This window comes from Thioalkalivibrio paradoxus ARh 1 (assembly GCF_000227685.2).
Classification (GTDB): Bacteria; Pseudomonadota; Gammaproteobacteria; order Ectothiorhodospirales; family Ectothiorhodospiraceae; genus Thioalkalivibrio; species Thioalkalivibrio paradoxus.
Window position 1 is genome coordinate 2,236,216 of the sequence record NZ_CP007029.1, and the last position, 23,917, is coordinate 2,260,132.

Below are 23,917 nucleotides of genomic sequence, written 5' to 3' on the forward strand. Positions count from 1 at the left end.
GCTAGCCCCCCTGCGCAAACAGCGCGGTCCACAGCAACCCGGCGGCAAACACCGGCGCTGCCGCGGTCAGGCTGTCGACCCGATCGAGGATTCCGCCATGCCCGGGCAGCAGCATCCCGCTGTCCTTGGCGCCCGCCTCGCGCTTCAGCACGCTCTCCTGGAGATCGCCGGCCACCGAAACCAGTGCAACGACGATCCCCAGCAATACGAACACCAGCGCATCCATTGCCTGCAGCCCGAACGCCCAGGCACCGATCAGCGCGACCGGGAGCGTCGCGGCCAGCGCACCGAGCAGGCCCTCGCGCGTCTTGCCGGGACTGATGTCCGGTGCCAGCGGGCTGCGGCCGAAACGCCGACCGATGAAAAATGCCCCGGTATCCGCGGCCGCCACCAGCAGGATCAGATAGATCACCAGCATCGGTGCACTGTCGTGCAACCAGATCAGGGCCAGCGCCGCCGGTGCCAGCGTCGGAAAGGCCGCGCCACGCAACAGCCAGCGGCCCCACCGTCGCGCACCGAGCCCGGGACGGTAGGCCGGCAGCCCAAGGAATACCAGGCCCCACCAGACCACTCCGAGCGCGAGCACCCAGGCGTGGAACCCGGTCCAGCCGGCATCGCCCCAGATCAGCAGCAGCCCGGCCGGAACCGCCAGCACCAGCACGGCAAACGCGACCCGCGCCCCCTGCCCTTCGAAACTGCCGAGCCGCGCCCATTCGAAGGCACCCAGCGCGATCACCAGCAGCACGAAACCGGCGACCAGCCCGCTCGGCGCGAATGCGATCAGCAGGAATACGGGGACGATGATCGCCAGCGCCGTCAGGATCCGCTGCTTAAGCATTTCCCGCCTCGGCTTGATGCGGGGTTCGGCCGAACCGGCGCTGGCGCTTCAGGTAGGTTTCCAGGGTTCCGCTCAGTTCCTGTTCCGTAACGTCGGGCCAGAGCGCATCCAGGAAAACGAGCTCGGCATAGGCGGACTGCCAAAGCAGGAAGTTGCTGATGCGCTGTTCGCCACCCGTGCGAATCAGCATATCCACCGGCGGCAGACCTGCCGTGCTCAGGTAGTCTTCGAAGCGTTCGGGATCGGGGGCATCGCCCGGACTGTCGCGCAGCCAGCGCTGGGCCGCCTGCAGGATATCCCAGCGTCCGCCGTAGCCTAGCGCCACCACCAGCGTCATCACCTCGTTCTCCGCGGTCGCGGCCTCGGCTTCGGCCATGCGCTGCTGCAGCGGCTGCGGGAAATCCGCGCGTTCGCCGATGAAGCGCAAACGGATTCCCTTCTCGGAAAGCTCCGGAAGTTCGGCCTCGATCGCAGTCACGAACAGGTCGAACAGGGCGTCCACTTCGCTTTGGGGCCGTTGCCAGTTTTCGCTGCTGAACGCAAAGAGCGTCAGTGCCCGGACCCCGCGATTCGCGAAGAACTCGACCGCGCGGCGGGTCGCCTTCAGCCCTTCCCGGTGCCCCTCGCTGCGCGAGAGCCCACGGGCATGGGCCCAGCGGCCGTTGCCGTCCATGATGATGGCCACATGAGCCGGCGCCCGCCCGGCGGCCGGTGCAGCATCGGCGGACTGCGGGGCCGAGGCGCTCAAACCTCCATCAACTCCGCTTCCTTCTCGGCCAGCATCTCGTCGATGCGGGCCACGTGCTGGTCGGTCAGCTTCTGGATCCGCTCCTCGGCGCGCCGTTCCTCGTCCTCGGAGATTTCCTTGTCCTTGACCAGCTGCTTCAGCGAGTGGTTCGCATCGCGCCGGATGTTGCGGATCGCCACCCGCGCGTGCTCGGCCTCGCCGCGAACGACCTTCACCAGATCGCGCCGCCGCTCCTCGGTCAGCACCGGTAGCGGCACCCGGATCACCGTCCCGACCGTCGCCGGATTCAGGCCCAGGTCAGAGGTCATGATCGCCTTCTCGACCTTGCCCACCATATTCCGTTCCCACGGCGTCACGGTCAGCGTCCGGGCGTCTTCGACGTTGACGTTTGCGACCTGGTTGATCGGCACCTCCGATCCGTAATACTCGACCACCACGTGGTCGAGCAGGCTCGAGTGGGCACGCCCGGTGCGGATCTTGGTGAACTCCGAGCGCAGTGCCTCGAGCGACTTGTCCATGCGCTGACTGGCGTCGTTGAAGATGGCTTCCGTCATTGAATGGTCCCCTCGACCAGAGTCCCCACCGGCTCGCCCATCACCAGGCGCCGCAGGTCACCCTTGGCAAACATGTTCATCACTCGCAGTGGCAGCCGGTTGTCCCGGCACATCACCAGAGCGGTGGTATCCATCACGCCCAGGCGGCGTTCCAGCGCCTCGTCGAAGCTCAGTCGCTCGAAACGCCGGGCGTCGCTGCGCTGCATCGGATCGGCGTCGTAGACGCCGTCGACCTTGGTCGCCTTGATCATCAGGTCCGCGTTGATCTCGATCGCGCGCAGCGCCGCGGCCGAATCGGTGGTGAAGAAGGGATTGCCCGTCCCGGCCGCAAACACCACGATACGCCCCTTCTCCAGATGCCGCACCGCGCGGCGCCGGATGTAGTCCTCGCAGACCTGGTTGATCCGGATCGCCGACATCACCCGGCAGAAGCGGCCGGTCCGCTCGATCGCATCCTGCAGCGCCAGCGCGTTGATCACCGTGGCCAGCATGCCCATGTGATCGCCAGTGACCCGGTCCATTCCGCCCTTGGCCAGACCGGCGCCGCGGAAGATATTGCCGCCGCCGATCACGATCCCGACCTCGACTCCGAGCGCCGAGAGTTCCGCCACTTCCTGCGCCACCTGGTCGAGCACGGCCGGGTCGACGCCGTACTCCTGGGCTCCCATGAAGGCCTCACCGCTCAGCTTGAGAAGTATGCGCCTGTAAGCCGGCCGGCCTTCCTGATTCATGGTGCTCCTCGATGGCGAACGGAAACTCTAGGGTAGCGTCGGAACGGGGCGGCGTGCGCCGCCCGTCGGGTGCCCGGGGGGAGCGTTACGCGCCCCGGGCCTGGGCCATGACCTCCTCGGCGAAGTTCTCGACTTTCTTCTCAATGCCTTCGCCGACTTCATAGCGCACGAAGCCCGCGGCCGTGGCGCCGCGGTCCTGCAGCAGCTGCCCGACCGTCTGGTCCGGGTTCTTCACGAAAGGCTGACCGACCAGCGTGATCTCGGAGAGAAACTTGCGGATCCGGCCTTCCACCATCTTCTCGACGATTTCGGCCGGCTTGCCGGAATCCAGCGCCTGGGCCCGAAAGATGTCGCGTTCCTTCTCGACGGTTTCCGCCGGCACCTGGTCGGAATCGACACAGACCGGACGACTGGCCGCGATGTGCATCGCCACGTCCTTCGCCAGATCCTCGTCGCCGCCGGAGAGACTGACCAGCACGCCGATCCGGTTGCCGTGCAGGTAGGCGCCCAACGGCCCGGGGCTTTGCACGCGCTCGAAACGGCGCACTTGAATGTTCTCGCCGATCTTCGCGATCAGCGCCGCACGCCGCTCCTCGAGGCTCTGGCCGTCGACGTCGACCGCCATCAGCGACGCGACGTCGGATGCACCCGATGCCAGCGCCGCCTCTGCGCAGGCGGCCGCAAACGCGCGGAAGCTGTCGTCCTTGGCGACGAAGTCGGTCTCGGAATTGACCTCGATGATCACCGCATCGGACCCCTGCACCGCGATCTCGATGCGGCCCTCGGCGGCGATCCGCCCGGCTTTCTTGTCGGCCTTGGCCTGGCCGGACTTGCGCATCAGTTCGATCGCGCCCTCGATGTCGCCCTGGGTCTCCGTGAGGGCCTTCTTGCACTCCATCATGCCGGCGCCGGTGCGCTCGCGCAGTTCTTTGACTAAAGCAGCAGAAATCTGCATGAAAAACTCCTGAATTGGCATGGGCCGGCCGCGCGCACCGCGCTGCGGCCGGCGGGACGGGGTCAGGCCTGGGCGCCGGACTCGGCGGTCGCGAATTCATCTTCCTTTACCGCGGTCGCGGTCGCACCCTTGGCTTCGATGATCGTGTCCGCAATGGCGGCAACGTAGAGCTGGATCGCGCGCATCGCGTCGTCGTTGCCGGGAACCACGTACTCAACCCCCTCCGGGCTGTTGTTCGAATCGACGATCGCGACCACCGGGATGCCGCGCTTCTTCGCCTCGGCAATCGCGATCTTCTCGTAGCCGACGTCGATCACGAACATCGCGTCGGGCATGCGGTTCATGTCCTTGATGCCGCCGAGGCTGCGCTCGAGCTTGTCCTGCTCGCGGACCAGCATCAGCCCTTCCTTCTTGTTCAGCCGCTCGATGCTGCCGTCGCCGCGCATCGCCTCGATGTCCTTCAGCCGCTTGATCGATTGCTTCACGGTGCTGAAGTTGGTCAGCATGCCGCCCAGCCAGCGGTGGTTCACGTAGGGCATGCCGCAGCGGCGGGCCTCTTCGCCGACCACCTCGCGCGCCGAGCGCTTGGTGCCGACGAACATGATCTTGCCGCCGTCCGCCGCGACCTTGCCGAGGAAGTTCATCGCGTCGTTGAACAACGGCAGCGTCTTTTCCAGATTGATGATATGGATTTTATTGCGTTCCCCGAAAATGTACGGGGCCATCTTGGGGTGCCAGTAGCGGGTCTGGTGGCCGAAGTGCACGCCGGCCTCGAGCATCTGGCGCATCGTAACGAATGACATTGGGGTCTCCTGACGGGTTGAGCCTCCACGTATCCCGGCCTGAAACCCGACCGCGAAGGGCGGGCACCCGACAGACCGTGCCGATACGTGTGTGGATTTAGGGTTTTCGTTGCCCCGAGGGCGCGCGCTTTATAGCATAGGAGCCCGGTTCAAACCAAACGCGCGGGCCCGATCCGGGGCCGCGGGACGGAAGCCCGAAATGCCTGTAACCATCAAGACCCCGGAAGAAATCGAGCGCATGCGCGTTGCCGGCCGGCTGGCCGCGGAAGTGCTCGAGATGATCGCGCCCTACGTCGAGGCGGGGATCACCACCGACGAACTCGACCGCATCTGCCACGACTATATCGTGAACCACCAGAACGCGGTGCCGGCACCGCTGAACTACCGCGGTTTCCCGAAGTCGATCTGCACCTCGGTGAACCACCAGGTCTGCCATGGCATTCCCGGCGACCGGCAGCTGAAGAACGGCGACATCGTGAACATCGACATCACCGTGATCAAGGACGGCTTCCACGGCGATACCAGCCAGATGTTCTGCATCGGCAAGCCGGGCATCCAGGCGAAGCGGGTCGTGGACGTGTCCCGCGCCTGCATGTACCTCGGCATCGAGCAGGTTCGGCCCGGCGCGACGCTGGGCGACATCGGCCACGCGATCCAGCGTTACGCCGAGACCCACCGCTGCTCGGTGGTGCGCGAATACTGCGGCCACGGGATCGGCAAGTCGTTCCACGAGGATCCTCAGGTACTCCACTACGGCAAGCCGGGCACCGGAATGCGCCTCGAGCCCGGAATGTGCTTCACCATCGAACCCATGATCAACGCCGGCCGGCGGCACACCCGGCTGCTCGCCGACGGCTGGACCGCAGTCACCAAGGATCACAGCCCTTCGGCGCAGTGGGAGCACACGATCCTGGTCACCGAGGACGGCTACGACATCCTGACGCTGCGCGCGGGCGAGACGCCACCCCAGGCCCTGGCCGCATGAGTTCTGCCGCGCTGGCCTGGACCGCTCAGGCGGCCAGCGCGCTCCCGGGCCTCGAGGAATTGCGCGCGCATCCCCTGGATGCCGCACGCTTTCGCCAGTTCCGGCGCGACATCATCGACCGGCTGCACCAGGGCTTCCACGATGGGGCGGATATCGATGCGCTGATTCACGGTCACGCCGCGCAGATCGACTCGCTGCTGACGCTGATCTGGCGGCAGTTCGAACTCGCTGCGCCATCCGAACTCTGCCTGGTCGCGGTCGGCGGCTACGGGCGCGGCGAACTGCACCCCGGCTCCGACATCGATATCCTGGTGCTCGCCGAGCGCGACGCCGAGGCCCGGCACGGCGACACCATCAGCCGCTTCGTGACCTTCCTGTGGGACATCGGGCTCGAGGTCGGCCACAGCGTGCGCAGCATCGACGACTGCCTGCGCGAGGCCGGCGACGACATCACGATCGCGACCACGATGTTCGAGGCCCGCCACCTCTGCGGCGCGCGCGCATTGTTCGAGACTTTCCGCGAGGCGATGCAGCCCGAGCGCATCTGGGACTCGCGCTCGTTTTATGCCGCCAAGCTCGCGGAGCAGCAGGCGCGTCACCAGCGCTTCGGCGAAACCGCGTACCGCCTCGAGCCCAATGTAAAGGAAGGGCCTGGCGGGCTGCGCGACATCCAGATGATCGGCTGGGTCAGCAAGCGGCACTTCGCCGCCGAACGGCTCGAGCAGCTGGTCGCCCACGGCTTTCTACGCGAGGGGGAGCTGCGCGACCTGATCGCGGGCCAGCGGTTCCTGTGGAAGGTGCGTTTCGCGCTGCACATGATCACCGGGCGCCGCGAGGACCGACTGCTGTTCGATCTGCAGCGTGCGCTGGCCAGCACCTTCGGCTTCGTCGACCAGCGCCAGAACCTCGGCGTCGAACAGTTCATGCAGCGCTATTTCCGCACCATCAGCGATCTGCAGCGCCTGAACGAACTGCTGCTGCAGCATTTCAACGAAGCGATCCTCCAGGATCCCGGCTCGATGCGCGAGGTGCAGCGGATTCACCAGCGTTTCCAGATCCGGGGCGGCTACCTGGAACTGGTGCACGACCAGGTGTTCATGATCTACCCGCCGGCCCTGCTCGAGGCGTTCCTGCTGGTGCAGACCCACCCCGAAGTCCAGGGAATCCGCGCATCGACGATCCGGCTGATCCGCGCCCACCGGCATATGATCGACGGTCAGTTTCGCCGCAACCCCGTCTGCCGCAACCTGTTCATGCAGATCCTGCGCGCTCCCCGCGGCGTGACCACCGAGCTGCGAAGAATGAACCGCTACGGCGTGCTCGGGGCCTACATTCCCGCTTTCGGCCGGATCATCGGGCGCATGCAGTACGACCTGTTCCATGCCTACACCGTCGACGAGCACACCCTGCACGTGGTGCGCAACGCGCGCCGCTTCGCGCTGCGCGAGTTCGGCGACGAGCAACCGCTCGCCAGCGAAATCTATTCCCGGGTGCAACGGCCGGAGCGGCTGATCCTCGCAGCGCTGTTCCATGACATCGCGAAAGGCCGCGGCGGCGATCACTCCGAACTCGGAGCGCTCGACGCATTGCATTTCTGCCAGCACCACGGACTCGGCGACGACGACGCCGCCCTGGTCAGCTGGCTGGTCCGGTCCCACCTGCTGATGTCGCTGACCGCGCAGCGCAAGGACATCTCGGACCCCGAGGTCGTGCTCGGATTCGCGCGCGAGGTCCGCACCCGGGAGCGGCTGGACCTGCTGTACCTGCTCACCATTGCCGATATCCGTGGAACCAACCCCGAGCTTTGGAACAACTGGAAGGCCTCGCTGCTGCAAACCCTCTACAAGGCGGCACTGCTGGTGCTCGAACGCGGCCTCGACACACCTCCCGACACCGACGAGCAGATCGGCCAGACCTGCCGCGAGGCGCTGCAGATCCTGGCGAGCCATGGCCTGGACGAGGAAACCGTCGAGGCCATCTGGGAAGAGTTCGAGGTCGAGTACTTCCTGCGTCATTCGGCCGATGAGATCGCCTGGCATACCCGGGCCATTGCCGGCATCCGGGACACGGACCTGCCGCTGGTGCTGGTGCGCCACGAGACTCCGCGCGGCAGCACCGAGATCTTCGTCTACACCGACGATCACCCCAGGCTGTTCGCGCGGATCACGACCACGCTGACCCAGCTGGGGCTGGACATCGTCGATGCGCGGATCATCACCACCCATGGTGGCCGCACCCTGGATACCTTCCTGGTACTCGAGGGAATGGGCCACGCGGTGGAACCCGGGTTCCGGGTCGACGAGATCCGCGAGACCCTGCGTGAACGCCTGGTCGATCCCCGTTGCGACCACCATGCGGTCCAGCGCAGCCTGCCGCGCCGGCTGAAACACTTCGACGTCGTCACCCAGATCGAATTCAGCGCGGGCACACCGCCTGGCACGAGTACCCGGATGCGCGTGCGCGCGCTCGACCGCCCGGGACTGCTATCGACCATCGGCTGCGTATTCGCCGAGCAGAACGTCAATGTGCGCACCGCCCGGATCAGCACGGCCGGCGAGCAGGTCGAGGACATCTTCCTGCTGTTCAACGCCGACGGCCGGGAACTGACCCCGGAACAGCAGCATGCATTGCGCCGCCAGCTGATCGACGAGATCTGAGCCCCCGCCCCGCGCCGCAGGTCTGTTCCCAGCGATCCGAGGCGACGCGCAAGGCCGCTCCCCGGGTCACGGCGGAGGCACCGCGGAAGGGACGACCACGCACGCCGCGGCGCGAAACCCGAGGCGACGAATGTCAGAGAGGCCAGGGGTGCAGCTTCGCTCCAAGGCTCTGAAACAGGCTCAGGTAACTGTGATCGGTGAGCAGCGGCGATGCCAGCACCGCGACGACGTTGAATCCAATCACGATCAGCGCGAACCAGGCCGCGCCGCCGAGCTTGCGTTGCCAAGGCAGGTAGTCGGGGATCTGCAGCAGTTCCGCGTCCTGCGCTTGCTCCTCGGCCGCACGCTCCCGGGCGGACGCTGCGCCGGGCGCCAGATGACCCTCGTCGCTCGCCGCCCGCGCCATGTCCGCCTTGCGAAACAGCACCACGCGCGCCGAAAAGAACACATCCACCGCCTTCACGCCCAATCCGCGGAAAACGCCGCCCACCCGCAGCAGCCGCCCCAGGCGCGCGAGCAGCGACGAAGCCCGCTCGGTGACCACGGCCAGCCGCCCCCCGAGCAGCCCGGCGCGCGTCGCACTCTGCGCCCCGGCCACACCGGCGTTCACGCCCGTGTAGCTGAGCAGGGTGAAGGCGAGAAACACCAGCGCCAGGTCGAACTTGGTATCCCACAACGTCCAGGCGGTGCGATGCAGCCCGGGCCGATAGCCCAGATACCCCTTCTTCAGCCACTCCAGCAGGATGTGAACGCCGACCACCGCCAGCAGCCAGAAATAGCTGACGAACACGCTGAGCACGACGGTCAGCGTCACATAGACCGTGGCAAACAGCAGGCTGCGGTCGTGCCGGACGATCCACGCGCGAACCGGACCCAGCCCGGCCAGCGGATCGGCAACCCGCTCGGCCAAGGGGTCGAGTTCCGGTGCTTCGGCTGCCGGCTTGCCGTCGTGCATGGATCGCCCTCGCTGCAATGAACGGGCGCAATTCTAGTGGACCCGGCGGCGGCCCACCAACCGCCACGCGGCGCAGCACGCAGCGGTTGGCTCCGACCGGGCCCGGTGCCGCTGGCCAGTGGCTAGGCGCCGCCGCTATCATCCCGGCCATGACCCGCCGCTGCCGACCCGCATCCGCTTGAACACCGATCTGCCCGTTGCCTCGGTCCTGCCGGCCGTGGCCGCGGCCCTCGACGACCCGGGTATCGCGTTGCTGCAGGCCCCGCCCGGTGCCGGCAAGACCACGGTGGTACCGATTGCCCTGCTGCACGCACCGTGGCGCCGGGGCCGAATCCTGTTGCTCGAGCCCCGGCGCCTCGCGGCCCGGTCCGCGGCCCGCCACATGGCAGCGACGCTCGGTGAGCGCGTCGGATCCACAGTTGGCATCAGCACCCGTGTCGAGCGCCAGGTCGGACCGAACACCCGAATCGAGGTCGTGACCGAGGGCATCCTGACCCGGCGCCTGCAGCGCGACCCAGCGCTGGAAGACGTCGACCTGGTGATCTTCGACGAGTTTCACGAACGCAGCCTGCAGGCGGATCTCGGCCTGGCATTGTGCCTGCAGGTCCGGGATCTGCTGCGCCCCGACCTGCGCCTGCTGGTGATGTCGGCAACGTTGGACACCGGGGACATCGCGCGCCTGCTGCCCACGGCCCCGGTGATTCGCAGCGAAGGCCGCAGCCATCCGGTCCGGATCGACTACCGCCCTCCGACCCCATCGCCGGAACGTGCGGCCGACGCGGTCGCAGGCGCCGTGGAGCGGGCACTCGCGACCCTCCCCGGCAGCATCCTGGTCTTCCTGCCGGGGCGGCGCGAGATCGATCGTGCGGCGCAGCGGCTCGAGGCCTCGACCGGCCCCGGGATCCGGGTGGCACCGCTGCACGGCCAACTGCCTGCCGAAGCTCAGGACCAGGCGATCCACCCGGCGCCGGAGGGGTCGCGCAAAGTCGTGCTGGCGACCGACATCGCGGAGACCAGCCTGACCATCGAGGGGATCGCAGTGGTGATCGATTCGGGGCTGGCGCGCAGGCCACGGTTCGACCCGCGCCGCGGACTGAGCCGGCTCGAGACCGTGCGCATCAGCCGAGCCAGTGCAATCCAGCGCTGCGGCCGTGCGGGCCGGCTGGGCCCGGGAGTCTGCATCCGCCTCTGGGCGGAATCCGACGAGCAGCGACTGCACGCCCATACTCCGCCGGAAATCCTCGACGCCGACCTCGCCCCGCTGGCGCTGACCCTCGCCTGCTGGGGCGCCTGCGCCGACGAACTCACCTGGCTGGATCCCCCACCGGCACCCGCATTGGCCCAGGCACAGGAGCTGCTGCGCCAGCTCGGTGCGATCGATGCCTCCAACAGGCCGACGGCACATGGGCGCGCGATGGACGCGCTCGGCACTCATCCACGCCTGGCGCACATGTTGCTGGCCGCCCACGAACGCGGCCTGGGATACGAAGCAGCGCTGCTGGCCGCGTTACTGGAAGAACGCGACCCGCTGGAGCGGGCGTTGGCCGGCAGCGACATGCGAGCCCGCCTGAGCGCCCTGACCGCGCGTGATGCGTCGATGACACCGGCGGCGCGCCGCCGGCTTCGTGCCCAGGCCGCCCGCTGGGCGAGGCAACTGCGGTGCCAGGAGTCCGCACAGCCGGATCCCGAGGCCGCCGGGCCGCTGCTCGCACTCGCGTACCCGGACCGTGTCGCGCTGCGCCGCCCGGGGCCGGAGGGCCGCTTCCTGCTCGCCAGCGGTCGCGGCGCGTTTTTCCCGCGCGAGGACGACCTGGCGCAGGCACCCTGCATCGTCGCCGCGGTGCTGGATGCCGGCCAGCGCGAGGCGCTGATCCATCTGGCGGCACCGCTGGATCGCTCTACCCTGCCGTCCCTGCTTCCGGGGCTGGTGCGCAGCGAAGAGCGCGTGGACTGGGACGCCGGCGCCGGCGCAGTGAACGCCCGTATCGAACAGCGGCTGGGCGCGCTCGTGCTGGACACGCGGCCGCTGGACGGAATCCCTCCCGAGGTCGCGACCCGGATGCTGCTCGACGCGGTCGCGGCCCGGGGCCTGGAATCGCTGCCCTGGACCCCGGACGCCCGCCGGTTGCGCGCGCGCATGGCGTTCGCCCGCGCGCAGCACGGCGAGGCCTGGCCGGACGTCAGCGACGAAGGGCTGCACCGGATCCTGCACACGTGGCTCGCGCCCTGGGGCACCGGGATGAGCCGCCTGAGTCACCTGCGCACGCTGGACCTCGTCGCCGCGCTGCGCGGCCTGCTGGACTGGCCGCAGCAGCAGCGACTGGACCGGATCGCCCCCACCCACCTGACGGTTCCCAGCGGCTCACGCGTGGCCATCGACTATGGCGACCCGGACCACCCGGTCCTCGCGGTCCGGATCCAGGAGGTCTTCGGCTGGTCGGATACGCCCCGGATCGGAGACGGCCGCGTCCCGCTGACCCTGCATCTGCTCTCGCCGGCACGACGGCCGGTTCAAGTCACCCGCGACCTCGCCGGGTTCTGGGCACGCACCTACGCCGATGTGAAAAAGGATCTGAAGGGGCGCTACCCGAAGCACGCCTGGCCCGACGACCCGCTGAACGCCCAGGCGCTGCGCGGCACGAAGAGGGCAGCGCAGTGATCAGGGCACCCGCGGTGCATCAGCGTCGGCGCTCAGGGGGCCAAGGCGATGTCGACCGGAACTCGGAAGCCCGACCGCGCTGAACGAACTCGGAGGCTCGACGGTGCTGTACGAATTCAGGAGGCCTGCGGTGCTGCACGAAACCGGGTGCCGAACCGCGCAGGGTCGGGTCTTCGGGAGCCGGGTACCGGACATGGGGCGAGTGGTGCTTGGGCGGCCATCGGCCGCCCGGCCAATGGGGCCGATACACGGGCCAGGGGTAGTACCGGATCTCGACCGAGCGCTCCGGCAAAGGCGCGGCAACCGGCGGCTCCGGCCAGGATGGCGCGCGCGCCGCGGCGCGCTCGTCGCGCTGGCGCCGCTCCTCGGCCAATGCGTCCGCGAGCCGCCGCCATTCGCGAGCACGTTCCCGGGCGGCCTCTGCCTCGGCCTCCGACGGATCAAGGGCCCGACCGATTTCGCGGTACATCTGCTCCGGCGGCGGCCGGTCCGAGTAGATCATCCGGCCGTGCTCATCGACCCACTGGAAGATGCCCTGCGCCGCCGCCTGCGGCCACGGGCCGACGGCGGCCATCAGCCACAACAGAAGCACGGGCGTGAATCCTCGGACGCGCATGGCATCTCTCCACACACCGGGAACGACCGCACCCTGGCGGCCGAGCGTACCCCGAATCTGGCGTCCCCGGCAGGGTTCGAACCTGCGACCTGCCCCTTAGGAGGGGGCCACTCTATCCAGCTGAGCTACGGGGACCTGATAGCTGATTATAACGCCTTGGGCGTCGCTCGCGGGCCTCGATGTTGCCACGGTGTGAGCGGGGTAATGCAACCTGCGGCCCCCGCTGGGCGAAAATGACGCGAACCGCCGACCGCCCTTCCTGACCGCGGAGATCCGGAGCATACCGATGAACATCGGCCTCGCGCTGAAGAACAGGTGCCCACGCATTGGGCCAAGCCCATGACCGCGGCAACACCCCAGCCTCGCAATGCCGTCGCACTGCTGACCCCGCTGATCGGCATACGCGGCCGCTTTCAGGGCCGCACCCTGGAACTGGTCGAGGTGCTCGCGGACGGACCGCAAGTGGCCCTGCTGGACCTCAGCTCAACTCCTGGAATCCAAGCGAACCAGTATGGCGATCCGCTCTCCCGCCAGCCGCGGACGCTGACCATCCCGGTGGTAAGCCCGATCGATGACGACATCCATCCCGCGCTGCGGGAACTGCTGCCCGAAGCGATCCTCCAGCAGCTGCGCAGCCTGAACGATGCTCGCGGCCTGGCGGAAGACTGAGATTCGAGCTGCCCCTGCAACTTCGGCCACCGGTCGTAGACTGCCGTATCGGCGGGATCCATGGGGATCCCGACAGCCTGACGGGCTCATACGCGCACAGTGGCGGTGGCGTCGCTGCCCCCGGGATTCGGTCATACAAACGATGACTGCCGTGGACCCCGGCCGAAAAGGTACCGCCAGGCGTGCCGACTGAGTTTCAGCGCGCGGGTGGTGATTTTTCCGTGCGTTCACGGCTTGATCGCCGGCGACTAACTGTCTGCAACGGATTCTCGCCGCGATGCGAGGCCGTTGAGATTGGCAGCGACAGTGGTGAAGCCGCGCGAATCGGGCGCCGGGGCTCTCAACGGCTTTGCAGTCTCTTGGCCGTCGATTCTTGCCAGCGCTCCAGGGTGGCGTCGCCCACGTTCCAGCGGGTGGCCAGTTGTTTCTGGTTGAGGTGCATCTTGGTCTCCTTACGCATGAGTTGGCAGGAGTCCATGAAAGCGCTGTTCCGCATGGGATCCAAGCGATATCGCGTCGCTTATATTCGCAGCAGTCTTTGCGGAGATTGGATGTCGGATTCGCCGCGCTCAGAAAGCAGCGTGCCGCTGCAGCTTTCCTCGATACGGCCGCGCAGGAAGTCGGCTTCCTCGAAGGTCAGACGGAACGGCCCCTTTTTGGGAAACCCCTCCGGCGCAGGGGGCAGGCGCGGATGCCAGGTGGGTTCCCGGGTCCACGTGACGCCGGGATCATCGGCGCGGCCGACCTCGCTGCCACGGCGGGCGAGGCCCGCGAACTGGGTGTGATACCAGCCCTGACTCTGCCCCGGAACGAAGATCCCCCAGCGCACCAGGGAGGCCCAATAGGCGGAACTGGCGGGACGCGAAAGGGAGGCACGCGCCTGGATGCCGATAATCCCGTCCGTGTCCTCGCTCGCGGCCAGGGCGTCGATCAGCCGCACTTCCATCCGCCGGGCCTCGGCCGCCACGTCGCCCCGAGAATCTGCGGCTTCGAGCCCCCGGTAGATCCATGGAATAAACAGGAAGTACCGCAGCCGGGTAAGCAGCTCCTACGTGCCCGGAAACAGCGCGTTCGACAGAGCATGTCGGAGGCTGCCGAGCCCCAGCTCGTCGACCGTGCCCTGTTCGGCAAAGAGATCCAGGACCTGACGTACCCGCGTGCGATCGGCGGCGGTCAGGTCGATCCAGGTCAGTTGTGCCTGCATGAAACATGCTCCCAACAACTTCCCCCCTAGGGGTATCGCGTTCCGCTACCTCGGGTGTCGTCCTTGACCGGGAAGCACCCATATCGCACGAGATGACCATAGGCGTTCCACAGCAGTCCCGCATCCCTGATCACCGCATCCGTTGCCGGAACCGCGCTTCTTCGCCGCGTCCGACCGGGCGCACCGCCCGTTCCCGATGTACCTCCAAGACTACCCTTCATTGGGCAGACAGACCGATCGGAACGTTCAATGCGCTCGTTCTGCCCTATATTCCTGTTGATCGGCCCGAAGAATGCCGTCCAGCAGGCGCGGCAGGAAACGCCGCCCGAAACGAAAGGATGGGGAGAGGTTCACGATGCGAGCAATCCGTAACGTTCTGGCCTTGATCGGCTTTCTGACCATTATTGTCGGTGCAACCGGCTATTTCGCCGTGAAGGACTTTCTCGGCAAGCTCGATCCGGAAGCACCGAGAATGTATGTCGAACTGGCCCAGCGCTACATGGAGCACCTCGACCCCGCGGTGGCCATGGTACGCAGGGTCCGAGTCGAGGATGGTCTGAGCGTGCAGGATGTCGTCGACTCCCTGCAGAGCCTCGCGACCACCCACGACATGTTCTATGTGGGCGAGGCACCGTTTTACCGGCAGGTCGAGGCGGTCACCGGAAACCCCTACCGCTATGTGAATTTCTTCTCGTTCTGTGACATCGACGTGGGCGTGATGATGGCGGACCACCATAACGCGTACACCGCATTCATGCCCTGCAGTATCGCGCTGATCGAAGATGACGATGGCACCCTCTGGTTGATGATGATGGACCTCGACCTGATGATCCATGGCGGCAAGCCGCTGCCCGCAGAGTTGCGGGAGGGTGCGCTACGGGTCAGCAACACGCTCGATGCGATCCTACAGGGAGCCGCGCGCGGCGAGTTCTGAAGCCCCGGGATCCGGCCTCTATCGAGGCCCCTGTGGAAGGCCGCCCGCCTGCCGGCCGCGTGACCCACTAGACCGCGGTCCGGCCGACAGCGACCCGATCAACCGCCGGCCCGAGGACGAGGCGGTAGCCTGGCCACCGCCCGGTGAGCCCCTGTCCGGAAAGGGGGAAACGACGTGTTGGGGTCTTGGCGTGTCGGGTCCCGTTGTCACGATTGCGGAGCACATTCCCGCTCGATCCGGACGATCAGCGGTTCGAGCTCCGCCCAGACGTTTTCCAGGATCCGTGGCTGGGCGCCGGCAGCGGGGTGGATGCCGTCGTCGAGCATCAGATCGGCATCCAGCGCGACCCCGTCGAGCAGGAACGGCAATAGTGGCAGCGCGCGCGCCTCGGCCAGTTCGGCGAAGATCCCGGAAAATCGTTCCGTGTACCGCGGGCCGTAGTTGGGCGGGATCTCGATCCCGACCAGCAGCACCTGCGCGCCGGCCGCATCGATCGCGTCCAGCATCGCCTCGAGGTTCTCGCGCATCGCGCGCAGCGACAGCCCGCGCAGGCCGTCGTTGCCGCCGAGCTCGAGAATCACGAGATCGGGACGAAAATCCTCCAGCACGGTGGGCAAGCGGGTTCGGCCGCCGGCGGTGGTCTCCCCTCCTACCGAGGCATTGTGAACCTTCCAGGCCGCATCCCGGTCCATCAGGCGTTGTTCCAGCAACGTCACCCAGCCGGCGTCTCCGGCGATCCCGTGGGCCGCGCTGAGCGAGTCTCCGAAGACCAGCAGCCGATGGGGCACCTCCGGATCCGAGACATTTCCGGCAGCGACGACAGTCCATGGCAACGCCGCCCCCGCGGCCACCGTCAGTGCCAGTACCATTGCTCTCGCGACAGCGATCAGGAAACCGAACATGGATGCAACCTCGAACTCCATCGTGCAGGCACAGGGCCTGGAAAAGCGGATCGACGGACCCAGCGGCCCGCTGGACATTCTGCGCGGAATCACGCTCGCGGTCGCGCCGGGCGAGAGCGTCGCGATCCTCGGCGCCTCCGGCTCGGGCAAGTCGACCTTGCTGGGACTCCTTGCCGGTCTGGACGCTCCGAGTGCCGGAGAAGTTCGCCTGCTCGGCGAGAACATCGGCAAACTCGACGAGGACGGTCGCGCGGCGCTGCGCGCAGGAAGCGTCGGCTTCGTGTTCCAGTCGTTCCAGTTGCTGCCGGCACTGACCGCTTTGGAGAACGTGGTACTGCCGCTCGAACTCAACCCCGCCCACGATGGCATGGCGTCGGCGGCAATCACCGCGCAGGCGCGAGAAGCGCTGGATCAGGTCGGGCTGACCGCGCGCGCAGCGCATTACCCGTATCAGCTCTCCGGCGGCGAACAACAGCGGGTGGCCATTGCTCGGGCGATCGTGGACCGCCCGGCAGTCCTGTTCGCCGACGAGCCCACCGGCAACCTCGATGCCGACACCGGCGCCCGCATCATCGACCTGCTGTTCCGCCTGGCCGGCTCGGGCGATGCGGGCACCGGGGCCGCGATGGTGCTGGTCACCCATGACCCGGCGCTGGCCGGGCGCTGCGACCGCGTGATCCACCTCCAGGATGGGATCCTGGCATGAACGCCGGCCGCTCGCGCCTGTACGCGTTCCTGCGCGATACCTTACGCGAATGGCGCAGCCCGGAACTGCGGGTGCTCGCTGCGGCGCTGGTGGTTGCAGTCGCAGCAGTCGCCGCGGTGGGTTTCTTCACCGACCGCGTCGACCGCGGGATGGAACAGCAGGCCGCGACCCTGCTGGGCGGGGATCTGGCGGTCGTCTCGGACGCGCCGATACCCGAACGCTGGCGCAGCGAGGCGCGGGCGCTGGGACTCGAGTCGATTCGCAGCGCGACGCTGCCCAGCGTGCTGTTCACCCCGGACGACGACTCGCTGCTGGTCTCGGTGCGCGCGGTCGATCCGGCGTGGCCGCTGCACGGTACCGCGCAGGTCGCGGGCGACCCGCAGCCGGAGACACGTACGCAGGGTCCAGCGGCGGGGACCGCCTGGGCGGATGGAGCCCTGCTGCAAGCACTGGACATTGCGCCCGGTGCCGAGGTCGAACTGGGACGGCTGCCGCTCGAGATCGACGCGCATCTGCGGCTGGAGCCCGACCGCGGCAGCACTCTGTTCGACATCGCGCCGCGCCTGCTGATCCACTTCGACGATCTCGACCGAACCGGGTTGATCGGGCCGGGCAGCCGCGTGCAGTATCAGCTGCTGGTCGCGGGCCCGCCCGGTGCGGTGCAGCAGTTTCGCGGCTGGCTGCAGGCCGAACTGGACGCCGGGCAGCGCTTGCTCGACCTCGAGGACGCCAACCCGGAACTTCGCGAAGCGGTAAACCGTGCGCGCCGCTTCCTCGGGCTCGCCTCGCTGATGGCGGTGCTGCTCGCCGGAGCCGCGATCGCGGTGGCCGCCCACCATTACGCCGAACAACGCGCCGATGCGGCCGCGGTGATGCGCGCGCTGGGCGCCAGCGGACGGCGCGTGCTGCGCCTGTTCTTCCTGCGCGTGCTGGCGATTGCGGCGCTCGCCAGCGGCATCGGGCTGGCACTCGGTTTCGCGGCGCAGTTCGTGCTGAGCGCCTTGCTCGGCGAATGGCTCGCCACCGGGCTGCCGCCGCCGGGCCCGCGGCCGGTCGCCGCAGGGCTCGGGGTCGGGCTGGTGACCGCCGCCGGCTTCGCGCTGCCGGCGCTGCTGCGCATCGGCCGCGTCCCGCCGCTGCGCGTGCTGCGCCGCGATCTGGGCCTGCCGCCGGTGTCGGTATGGCTGTCCGGGTTGCTCGCGCTGCTGACCTTCGGCGCCCTGCTCTACTGGCAGGCCGCGGACCCGGCGCTCGCGCTCTGGGTGCTGCTGGGTACCGTGCTGGCGCTGCTGCTGCTCGGGGCGCTCGGCCTGGTGCTGATCGTGCTGCTCCGGCCATTGCGCGACCGCGGCACGATGGCGCTGCGCTTCGGACTCGCGAACCTGTCGCGCCGCGGCGGGCTGAGCGCGATCCAGATGGTTGCGTTCAGCATCGGGATCCTCGCGCTGCTCTTGCTCGCGATCGTGCGCGTGGACCTGCTCGCGGCCTGGGAACGGAACATCCCGCCCGACGCGCCGAATCTGTTTTTCATCAACATCCAGCCGGGCGAGGAACAGGCTTTCGCGGACCGCGTCGCGGCCTCCGGGCTGCCGCGCCCGGAAATGGAGCCGATGATCCGCGGACGACTGGTCGCGGTGAACGGGGAGCCCGTACGCGCCGAGGATTTCGCCGACGAACGCGCCCGTCGCCTGCTGGAACGCGAGTTCAACCTTTCCCATGCCGAAGCGATGCCGAGCCACAACCGCCTCGCCGCAGGGCGCTGGTTCGACCCTGATGCGACCGGCGAATGGTCCGTGGAAAGCGGACTGATGGAGCGGTTCGGGCTGCGCCTCGGGGACGAGCTCACCTTCCGCGTTGCCGGAACCCCGGTGCAGGGCCGTATCACCAGTGTGCGCGAGGTGGACTGGGACAGTTTCCGGGTGAACTTCTTCGTGATCGGCCCGCCGGCGCTGCTCGCGAACCAGCCGCGCACCTACATCACCAGCCTCCATCTGCCTGCGGAACTCGAAGCGGACAAGAACCGCTGGCTGCGGGAGTTCCCGGCGGTCACCGCGATCGACGTCGCCGCGCTGCTGGCGCAGGTTCGGAGCGTGATCGACCAGGCCACGCGCGCGGTCGAGTACGTGTTCCTGTTCACGCTGTTCGCGGGGCTGACCGTGCTGTACGCGGCCGTGCAGGCGACCCGCGAGGTACGCCGGCGCGAGGCGGCGCTGCTCCGTACGCTGGGCGCGCGGCGGCCGCAGATCCGCAACGCGCTGCTGGCCGAATTCGGCTCGCTGGGGCTGCTCTCCGGCCTGCTCGCCGCGGTGATCGCGAGCGCAGTCGGGGCACTGCTGGCCTGGCAGGTGTTCGGCTTCGACTACGCGGTCAATCCGCTGACGTTCGTGTTCGGCATCGGTGGCGGCACGCTGGGAATCGCGCTGGCCGGCTGGCTGGGCACGCGCCAGGTGTTGAACCAGGCGCCGCTGAAGGTTCTGCGCGGCCCGGAGTGAACCCGCGTGCGTTCGCGCCCGGCGTGGATATACTGAACCGATGCGTCACTCACTGCTGACCGACCAACAGTTGCAGGGAATGGAGCGCGAGACCCTCGTGCGCCACTTCTCGGGCTCCGAGACGCCGGATGTGCAGATTTCCGCAGCCATCCGCTACGCGCTGGATTCGGTCGACGAATGCGGGCTCCAGACCCATCCGCTGGACGTTGCGGAGATCCTGCGCCGGCTGAACGTCGACCGCCAGACGCTGATCGCGACGCTGTTGATTCCCGCGGTGTTTGCCCGGCGTCTGACGCACGAACAGATGAGCCAGCAGTTCGGCGAAGTGGTGGCGCGCCTGACCGAGAACGTCAGCGAGCTGGTGCGGCGCCGATTCGAGAGCCCGACCGGACGGCCCGAACAGGCCGAACGCCTGCGGCGCATGCTGCTGGCGATGGTCGACGACGTGCGCGCGTTGCTGATCAAGTTCGCGTTCCGCCTGCAGAATCTGCGCCTGGCGGTCAAGCAGATGGAACCCAACGCGAAGCTGCTCGCCCAGGAGACGCTGGATGTGATCGCCCCGCTGGCGAACCGCCTCGGGATCGGTTCGCTGAAATGGGAGATGGAAGACCTGTCGCTGCGCATCCTCGAGCCCGATGCGTACCGCGCGATTGCCAACGGGCTCGATGCGAACCGCCGCGCGCGGGAAGCGTATGTCGAGGCTTTCACGCGCAAACTGGAAACGGCGCTGAAGGCGGAAGGCGTGCAGGCCCGCGTGTACGGGCGCCCGAAACACATCTACAGCATCTGGCGCAAGATGCAGAAGAAGCAACTGGCACTGGAGGAATTGACCGACCTGAGAGCGACGCGCGTGATCGTCGACGACCTCTCCGCCTGTTACACCGTGCTCGGGATCGTGCATAACCAGTGGCCGCACCTGCCGCGCGAGTTCGACGACTACATCGCCAACCCGAAGGACAACGGCTACCAGTCGTTGCATACCGCGGTGATCGGCCCCGAGGGCAAGGTCGTCGAAGTGCAGATCCGGACCCGCGCGATGCACGAGTTCGCCGAACTCGGGGTCGCGGCGCACTGGCGCTACAAGGAAGGCGGCCGCGAGGATCTGGCGCTGGCCAGGGCCATCAATTCACTGCGCCAGCTGCTCGAGTCCGATGGCGACGACCAGAACCTGCTGGAGGAATTCCAGAGCGAGATGCTGCACCAGCGGGTGTTCGTGCTGACCCCGCGCGGCGAGGTACTCGACCTGCCGGCCGGCGCCACGCCGCTGGACTTCGCCTACGGCGTGCACACCGAAGTCGGCCACCGCTGCCGGGGGGCCAAGGTCGACGGGCGCATCGTGCCGCTGACCTACCGCCTGCGTTCCGGCCAGCGCGTCGAGATCCTGACCACCCGCCAGGGCGGCCCAAGCCGCGACTGGCTCAACCCGGCGCTCGGCTACCTGCATACCACCCGCGCGCGCAACAAGGCGCGCAGCTGGTTCCGCCAGCAGAACCAGGAGGAACATCTGGCGAACGGGCGCAACCTGCTGGACCGCGAGTGCCAGCGTCTCGGGGTCAGCCAGGTGGACCACGACGAACTCGCGACCAAGCTCGGCTACCGGCGTTCCGAGGACATGCTGGTCGCGCTCGGCGCCGGCGATCTGACCACCTCGCAGGTCGCGCAAAAGCTGCAAGTCGACGCAGCGACGCCGATCCTGGCCCCACGCCCGCGCCGCCGGCCGATCAACGACGGCACGCCGGCCGGCGGCGGCGACATCCACATCCGCGGCGTTGGCGGGCTGCTGACCACGCTCGCGAACTGCTGCAAGCCCGTGCCCGGTGACGCGATCATCGGTTTCATCACCCGCGGCAAGGGCGTGTCGGTGCACCGGCGCGACTGCGTGAACGTCCTGCGCCTGCCGGACGAGAAGCGCTCGCGCCTGATCGCGGTGAGCTGGGGTCAGGAACCGCCGACCCAGGCGGTCGACCTGCTGGTCGACGCACAGGACCGGCCCGGGCTGTTGCGCGACATCAGCAACGTGTTCGCGAACGCGAACGTGAACCTGCTCGCGGTCCAGACGCGCACCGACCCGATCGACCGCTCGGTGCGCATGGAACTGACCGCCGAGGTCGAGAGCCTGAGCCAGCTCAGCGGGCTGTTCGACCGGATCCAGTCGCTAGCCAATGTCTACAGCGTTCATCGGCGTTCCAGCGTCGCGAACAAGGCTGCCCACTGACCGGCGAACGCTTCGGACCCCCTCCCGCCCCGCCCGCGGACAACTGCCGGCGCAAAGGACAAGCCGGCCAGGCTGAACCGGGCTGGGGCGAACCACTCCGGCGACCGCGAAGCCTGGGCACGGTGCGCGAACCCCGGCCCAGCCACCCGGGCCGTCGATCGAAAAGCCGGCCGCGCAAACCCGGACAGACGGATCTCGTCCGACGCGGCAGGGTCAGTTGTACTCGAGCACGGCCGCCGCCACTCCCGGCAGCCCGTCGTCACCTCCGGCCGAGGAACAGAGCCCGGTTTTCGCACCGGTGCCGCCACGGCCGCCCTCGCCTGCGGCACCCGCCGCTCCCTGGTAGAAGGGCGTGTCGGTGGTGTTAACGACCGAGCCGTCGACCAGCGCCACGCCGGCCGACGGGCCGGAGTTGCCGCCGGCGCCGCCCCCTGCGGCACCGCCGGCACCGCCGTCTCCGCCACGGCCGCCGTGACCGCCGGATTCATGGGTCGCCCCGGCCGCACCACTGCCGCCGGCGGCGCCGTTGCCGCCACGCCCCCCGTTGCCGCCATCGCCGCTGCGGCCGCCGACGATACGCGAATCGGTGAAGGCGACCGTAGAGCCCGCCAGGACCGCGGCGAACGCCGCCCCACCCTGCTGGCCGCCACCCCCGGCGTTGCCGGCGCAACCGCCTGCGCCACCGCCACCGCCTTCATTGCCAGGGTCCTCGGTCTTCACCCAGAAGCAGGCACCGGCCTTGTAGCCGCCGGCACCGCCTCCCCCGCCGCCGCCACCGGTGCCGCCCGAGGTGCCCGCCGTGCCGCTCGAGCCGTCCCAGGAGGTTCCGGTGAAACCGCCTGCGGTGTCTGTAGAGCGGCTGCCCTTGTGGCCGCAAGCGCCGTTGCTGCCGGTGGCACCCTCGTGCCCCGTCTTGCCGCGGCTGCGCGGGCATTCTGTGCAGTTACCGCTCCCCCACTTCCCGCCGGCCGCCCAGTTGCCCGTGCTGCCGGGTGCGCCAGCGTAGCCCCAGCAGCCGTTCTCACTGCACGAGGGCTTGCAGGTGAAGTCGACCGCACGGACATGGACGCTCACCTTCTGCTTTACTGCACCGGCGCCACCAGTGGTATTGGCACAGGCGGTGACACTGCCGCCGGTACGTCCGCTGCCGTCTCCGCCCCGGGTGCCGTCGCGCCCGTCGTCGCCCCCGGCCCCGGCACCGCCGGTGCCGGCGATTATCTCCGTGCTCACGATCGATAGGCCCCCGCTGCCGGACACCACGAGCGCAATACTCGGCGCGCCGTTGGCCTCGATCACCGCCGAACCCACCAGCTGGAAGCCCTGCATGCGTGTCGCGGCGTTGACACCGGAAGCGGTCACGGCAGGCTTCCCACCGGCCGGTGCCTGGATCACCGAGAAATAGTCCGGATGGGACTGGCTCTCGGGCAGGCAGCCACCATAGACATCCACGCCCTCGCGGAGCGCGACGCTCTCGGCTGGACTGTACTCGCCCCATTGCACCAGCACGCCGCAGCCGGAGGGCCCGCAGCGCTCCAGACCGCGGTCGATGGTCCTGCAAGCGCCCGCCGGCGTTGTGCCGCAGTCCGCGCCGTCGGTGCCGACCGTCGAAACGTAGATCCGGCTGGTGAGCTGCGACAAATCCGCCTTGCCACAGACCCATGGTTCCTCCATGGCAAGCAGGTCGCGTGCGCTCGCGCGCGGGCCGAGAAGTGCGCGTCCCAGATCGACGTCCGCGAACAGGGCCCCCTGGGTGTCGGCATACTGGAGATCGGTGCGATCCATTGATGCGCCGGCGAGGCGCGCCCCCGCGAGATTGCTGCGCGAAAGGTCGGCCGGGCCCCTGTCCGACTCGTCGAGCCGTGCGTTGCTCAGGTCGACCCCGGCAAGATTGGCGCCGGTCAGCGAAGCCCCGTTCAGGTTACTGCCGCCCAGGTTCGCGCCGGTCAGGTCGGCCCCGGTCAGGTTGGCGTCGGACAGGTCACGACCGGACAGGTCGGCCCCCTTCAGGTCGCAGTAGGGGCAGATATAGGGCGCTTCACCCGCCAGCACCAGGCGGGTGTCCTCGCCCAGCGGCACGTCCCGCTCCTCCGGCGCGGTGCTCGGCAACGGCGCCGGGTCCGTGCCCTGATTCGATGCCGGCGTTGCGCCCAGTGGTGTGGTCGGGCCCGCCGCCAGCAGCAGCAACAGCAGAAGCGGCAGCATGCCGCGCCGGCCCTCCGCCTTCCTCAGTGTCCGTCTCATTCTCGTGGCCTCCGTGGCGCATGGGTTGGATATATGCCCGCCCCGTCATCGCC

The 23,917-nt window shown here is 68.3% G+C and carries 18 protein-coding genes, 1 tRNA gene and 1 pseudogene; 8 read left to right on the forward strand and 12 right to left on the reverse strand.

Going from position 1 to position 23,917, the window contains the following annotated elements:
- Position 1 precedes the first annotated feature (1 nt).
- From THITH_RS10100 to rpsB, 6 genes are all read right to left on the reverse strand, one after another.
- The gene (locus THITH_RS10100; protein WP_006748224.1) at positions 2-838 is read right to left on the reverse strand and encodes a phosphatidate cytidylyltransferase; all 837 of its coding nucleotides are present in this window, start codon (positions 836-838) and stop codon (positions 2-4) included.
- Positions 831-1,586, reverse strand: a complete 756-nt coding sequence (gene uppS, locus THITH_RS10105; protein ID WP_006748223.1) for a polyprenyl diphosphate synthase — start codon at positions 1,584-1,586, stop codon at positions 831-833. The genes THITH_RS10100 and uppS overlap by 8 nt, the downstream gene beginning before the upstream one ends.
- Positions 1,583-2,140 (reverse strand): ribosome recycling factor, encoded by a 558-nt coding sequence (gene frr / locus THITH_RS10110; RefSeq protein ID WP_006748222.1) that lies wholly within the window; start codon positions 2,138-2,140, stop codon positions 1,583-1,585. Before frr ends, uppS begins: the two co-directional genes overlap by 4 nt.
- Positions 2,137-2,871 (reverse strand): UMP kinase, encoded by a 735-nt coding sequence (pyrH, locus tag THITH_RS10115; protein ID WP_006748221.1) that lies wholly within the window; start codon positions 2,869-2,871, stop codon positions 2,137-2,139. The genes frr and pyrH overlap by 4 nt, the downstream gene beginning before the upstream one ends.
- A gap of 85 nt (positions 2,872-2,956) precedes the next feature.
- On the reverse strand, positions 2,957-3,826 hold the full coding sequence (gene tsf, locus THITH_RS10120; RefSeq protein WP_006748220.1) for a translation elongation factor Ts: 870 nt from the start codon (positions 3,824-3,826) through the stop codon (positions 2,957-2,959).
- A gap of 62 nt (positions 3,827-3,888) precedes the next feature.
- Positions 3,889-4,629 carry a 30S ribosomal protein S2 gene (gene rpsB / locus THITH_RS10125; protein ID WP_006748219.1) on the reverse strand — a complete coding sequence of 247 codons (741 nt, stop codon included), beginning with the start codon at positions 4,627-4,629 and terminating at the stop codon, positions 3,889-3,891.
- Between the two features lie 199 nt (positions 4,630-4,828).
- On the opposite strand from rpsB, the gene map reads away from it, so the two are divergent.
- Both map and glnD read left to right on the forward strand, forming a co-directional pair.
- Positions 4,829-5,614 carry a type I methionyl aminopeptidase gene (map, locus tag THITH_RS10130; protein WP_006748218.1) on the forward strand — a complete coding sequence of 262 codons (786 nt, stop codon included), beginning with the start codon at positions 4,829-4,831 and terminating at the stop codon, positions 5,612-5,614.
- Positions 5,611-8,271, forward strand: a complete 2,661-nt coding sequence (gene glnD / locus THITH_RS10135; RefSeq protein ID WP_006748217.1) for a [protein-PII] uridylyltransferase — start codon at positions 5,611-5,613, stop codon at positions 8,269-8,271. The genes map and glnD overlap by 4 nt, the downstream gene beginning before the upstream one ends.
- Positions 8,272-8,404: 133 nt before the next feature.
- Here the strand turns inward: glnD and THITH_RS10140 are convergent, their stop codons facing one another.
- The gene (locus tag THITH_RS10140; protein ID WP_006748216.1) at positions 8,405-9,226 is read right to left on the reverse strand and encodes a hypothetical protein; all 822 of its coding nucleotides are present in this window, start codon (positions 9,224-9,226) and stop codon (positions 8,405-8,407) included.
- A 178-nt stretch (positions 9,227-9,404) separates the two neighbouring features.
- On the opposite strand from THITH_RS10140, the gene hrpB reads away from it, so the two are divergent.
- Entirely contained in the window at positions 9,405-11,885 is a 2,481-nt protein-coding gene (gene hrpB / locus THITH_RS10145) for an ATP-dependent helicase HrpB (RefSeq protein ID WP_025367468.1), read from the forward strand.
- Between the two features lie 19 nt (positions 11,886-11,904).
- Here hrpB and THITH_RS10150 read toward each other — a convergent pair whose 3' ends face one another.
- The gene (locus tag THITH_RS10150) at positions 11,905-12,501 is read right to left on the reverse strand and encodes a DUF4124 domain-containing protein (protein ID WP_006748214.1); all 597 of its coding nucleotides are present in this window, start codon (positions 12,499-12,501) and stop codon (positions 11,905-11,907) included.
- Between the two features lie 58 nt (positions 12,502-12,559).
- A tRNA-Arg gene (locus tag THITH_RS10155) sits at positions 12,560-12,636 on the reverse strand.
- A 204-nt stretch (positions 12,637-12,840) separates the two neighbouring features.
- Here THITH_RS10155 and THITH_RS10160 point away from each other — a divergent pair.
- Complete coding sequence (locus THITH_RS10160) at positions 12,841-13,170, forward strand: hypothetical protein (RefSeq protein ID WP_006748213.1); 330 nt, start codon at positions 12,841-12,843, stop codon at positions 13,168-13,170.
- Between the two features lie 520 nt (positions 13,171-13,690).
- Here the strand turns inward: THITH_RS10160 and THITH_RS19265 are convergent.
- Positions 13,691-14,374, reverse strand: a pseudogene (locus THITH_RS19265) (DUF6361 family protein).
- Between the two features lie 355 nt (positions 14,375-14,729).
- Here THITH_RS19265 and THITH_RS10170 point away from each other — a divergent pair.
- On the forward strand, positions 14,730-15,308 hold the full coding sequence (locus tag THITH_RS10170) for a DUF302 domain-containing protein (protein WP_006748209.1): 579 nt from the start codon (positions 14,730-14,732) through the stop codon (positions 15,306-15,308).
- A 206-nt stretch (positions 15,309-15,514) separates the two neighbouring features.
- On the opposite strand, the gene THITH_RS10175 is transcribed toward THITH_RS10170, so the two are convergent.
- Positions 15,515-16,210: an arylesterase gene (locus THITH_RS10175; protein WP_041483428.1), complete on the reverse strand. Its 696-nt coding sequence runs from the start codon at positions 16,208-16,210 to the stop codon at positions 15,515-15,517.
- On the opposite strand from THITH_RS10175, the gene THITH_RS10180 reads away from it, so the two are divergent.
- From THITH_RS10180 to THITH_RS10190, 3 genes are read left to right on the forward strand one after another with little or no spacing between them, the layout of a single operon-like run.
- Positions 16,209-16,916 carry an ABC transporter ATP-binding protein gene (locus THITH_RS10180; protein ID WP_006748207.1) on the forward strand — a complete coding sequence of 236 codons (708 nt, stop codon included), beginning with the start codon at positions 16,209-16,211 and terminating at the stop codon, positions 16,914-16,916. The two genes, THITH_RS10175 and THITH_RS10180, sit on opposite strands and share 2 nt — an antisense overlap.
- Positions 16,913-19,408, forward strand: coding sequence for an ABC transporter permease (locus tag THITH_RS10185; RefSeq protein WP_006748206.1), 2,496 nt, complete (start codon positions 16,913-16,915; stop codon positions 19,406-19,408). The genes THITH_RS10180 and THITH_RS10185 overlap by 4 nt, the downstream gene beginning before the upstream one ends.
- 40 nt (positions 19,409-19,448) lie before the next feature.
- Positions 19,449-21,623, forward strand: a complete 2,175-nt coding sequence (locus tag THITH_RS10190) for a RelA/SpoT family protein (protein ID WP_006748205.1) — start codon at positions 19,449-19,451, stop codon at positions 21,621-21,623.
- Between the two features lie 213 nt (positions 21,624-21,836).
- Here the strand turns inward: THITH_RS10190 and THITH_RS10195 are convergent, their stop codons facing one another.
- A complete protein-coding gene (locus tag THITH_RS10195) occupies positions 21,837-23,864 on the reverse strand; it encodes a pentapeptide repeat-containing protein (protein ID WP_006748204.1) in 2,028 nt (675 codons plus the stop codon).
- Positions 23,865-23,917 lie beyond the last annotated feature (53 nt).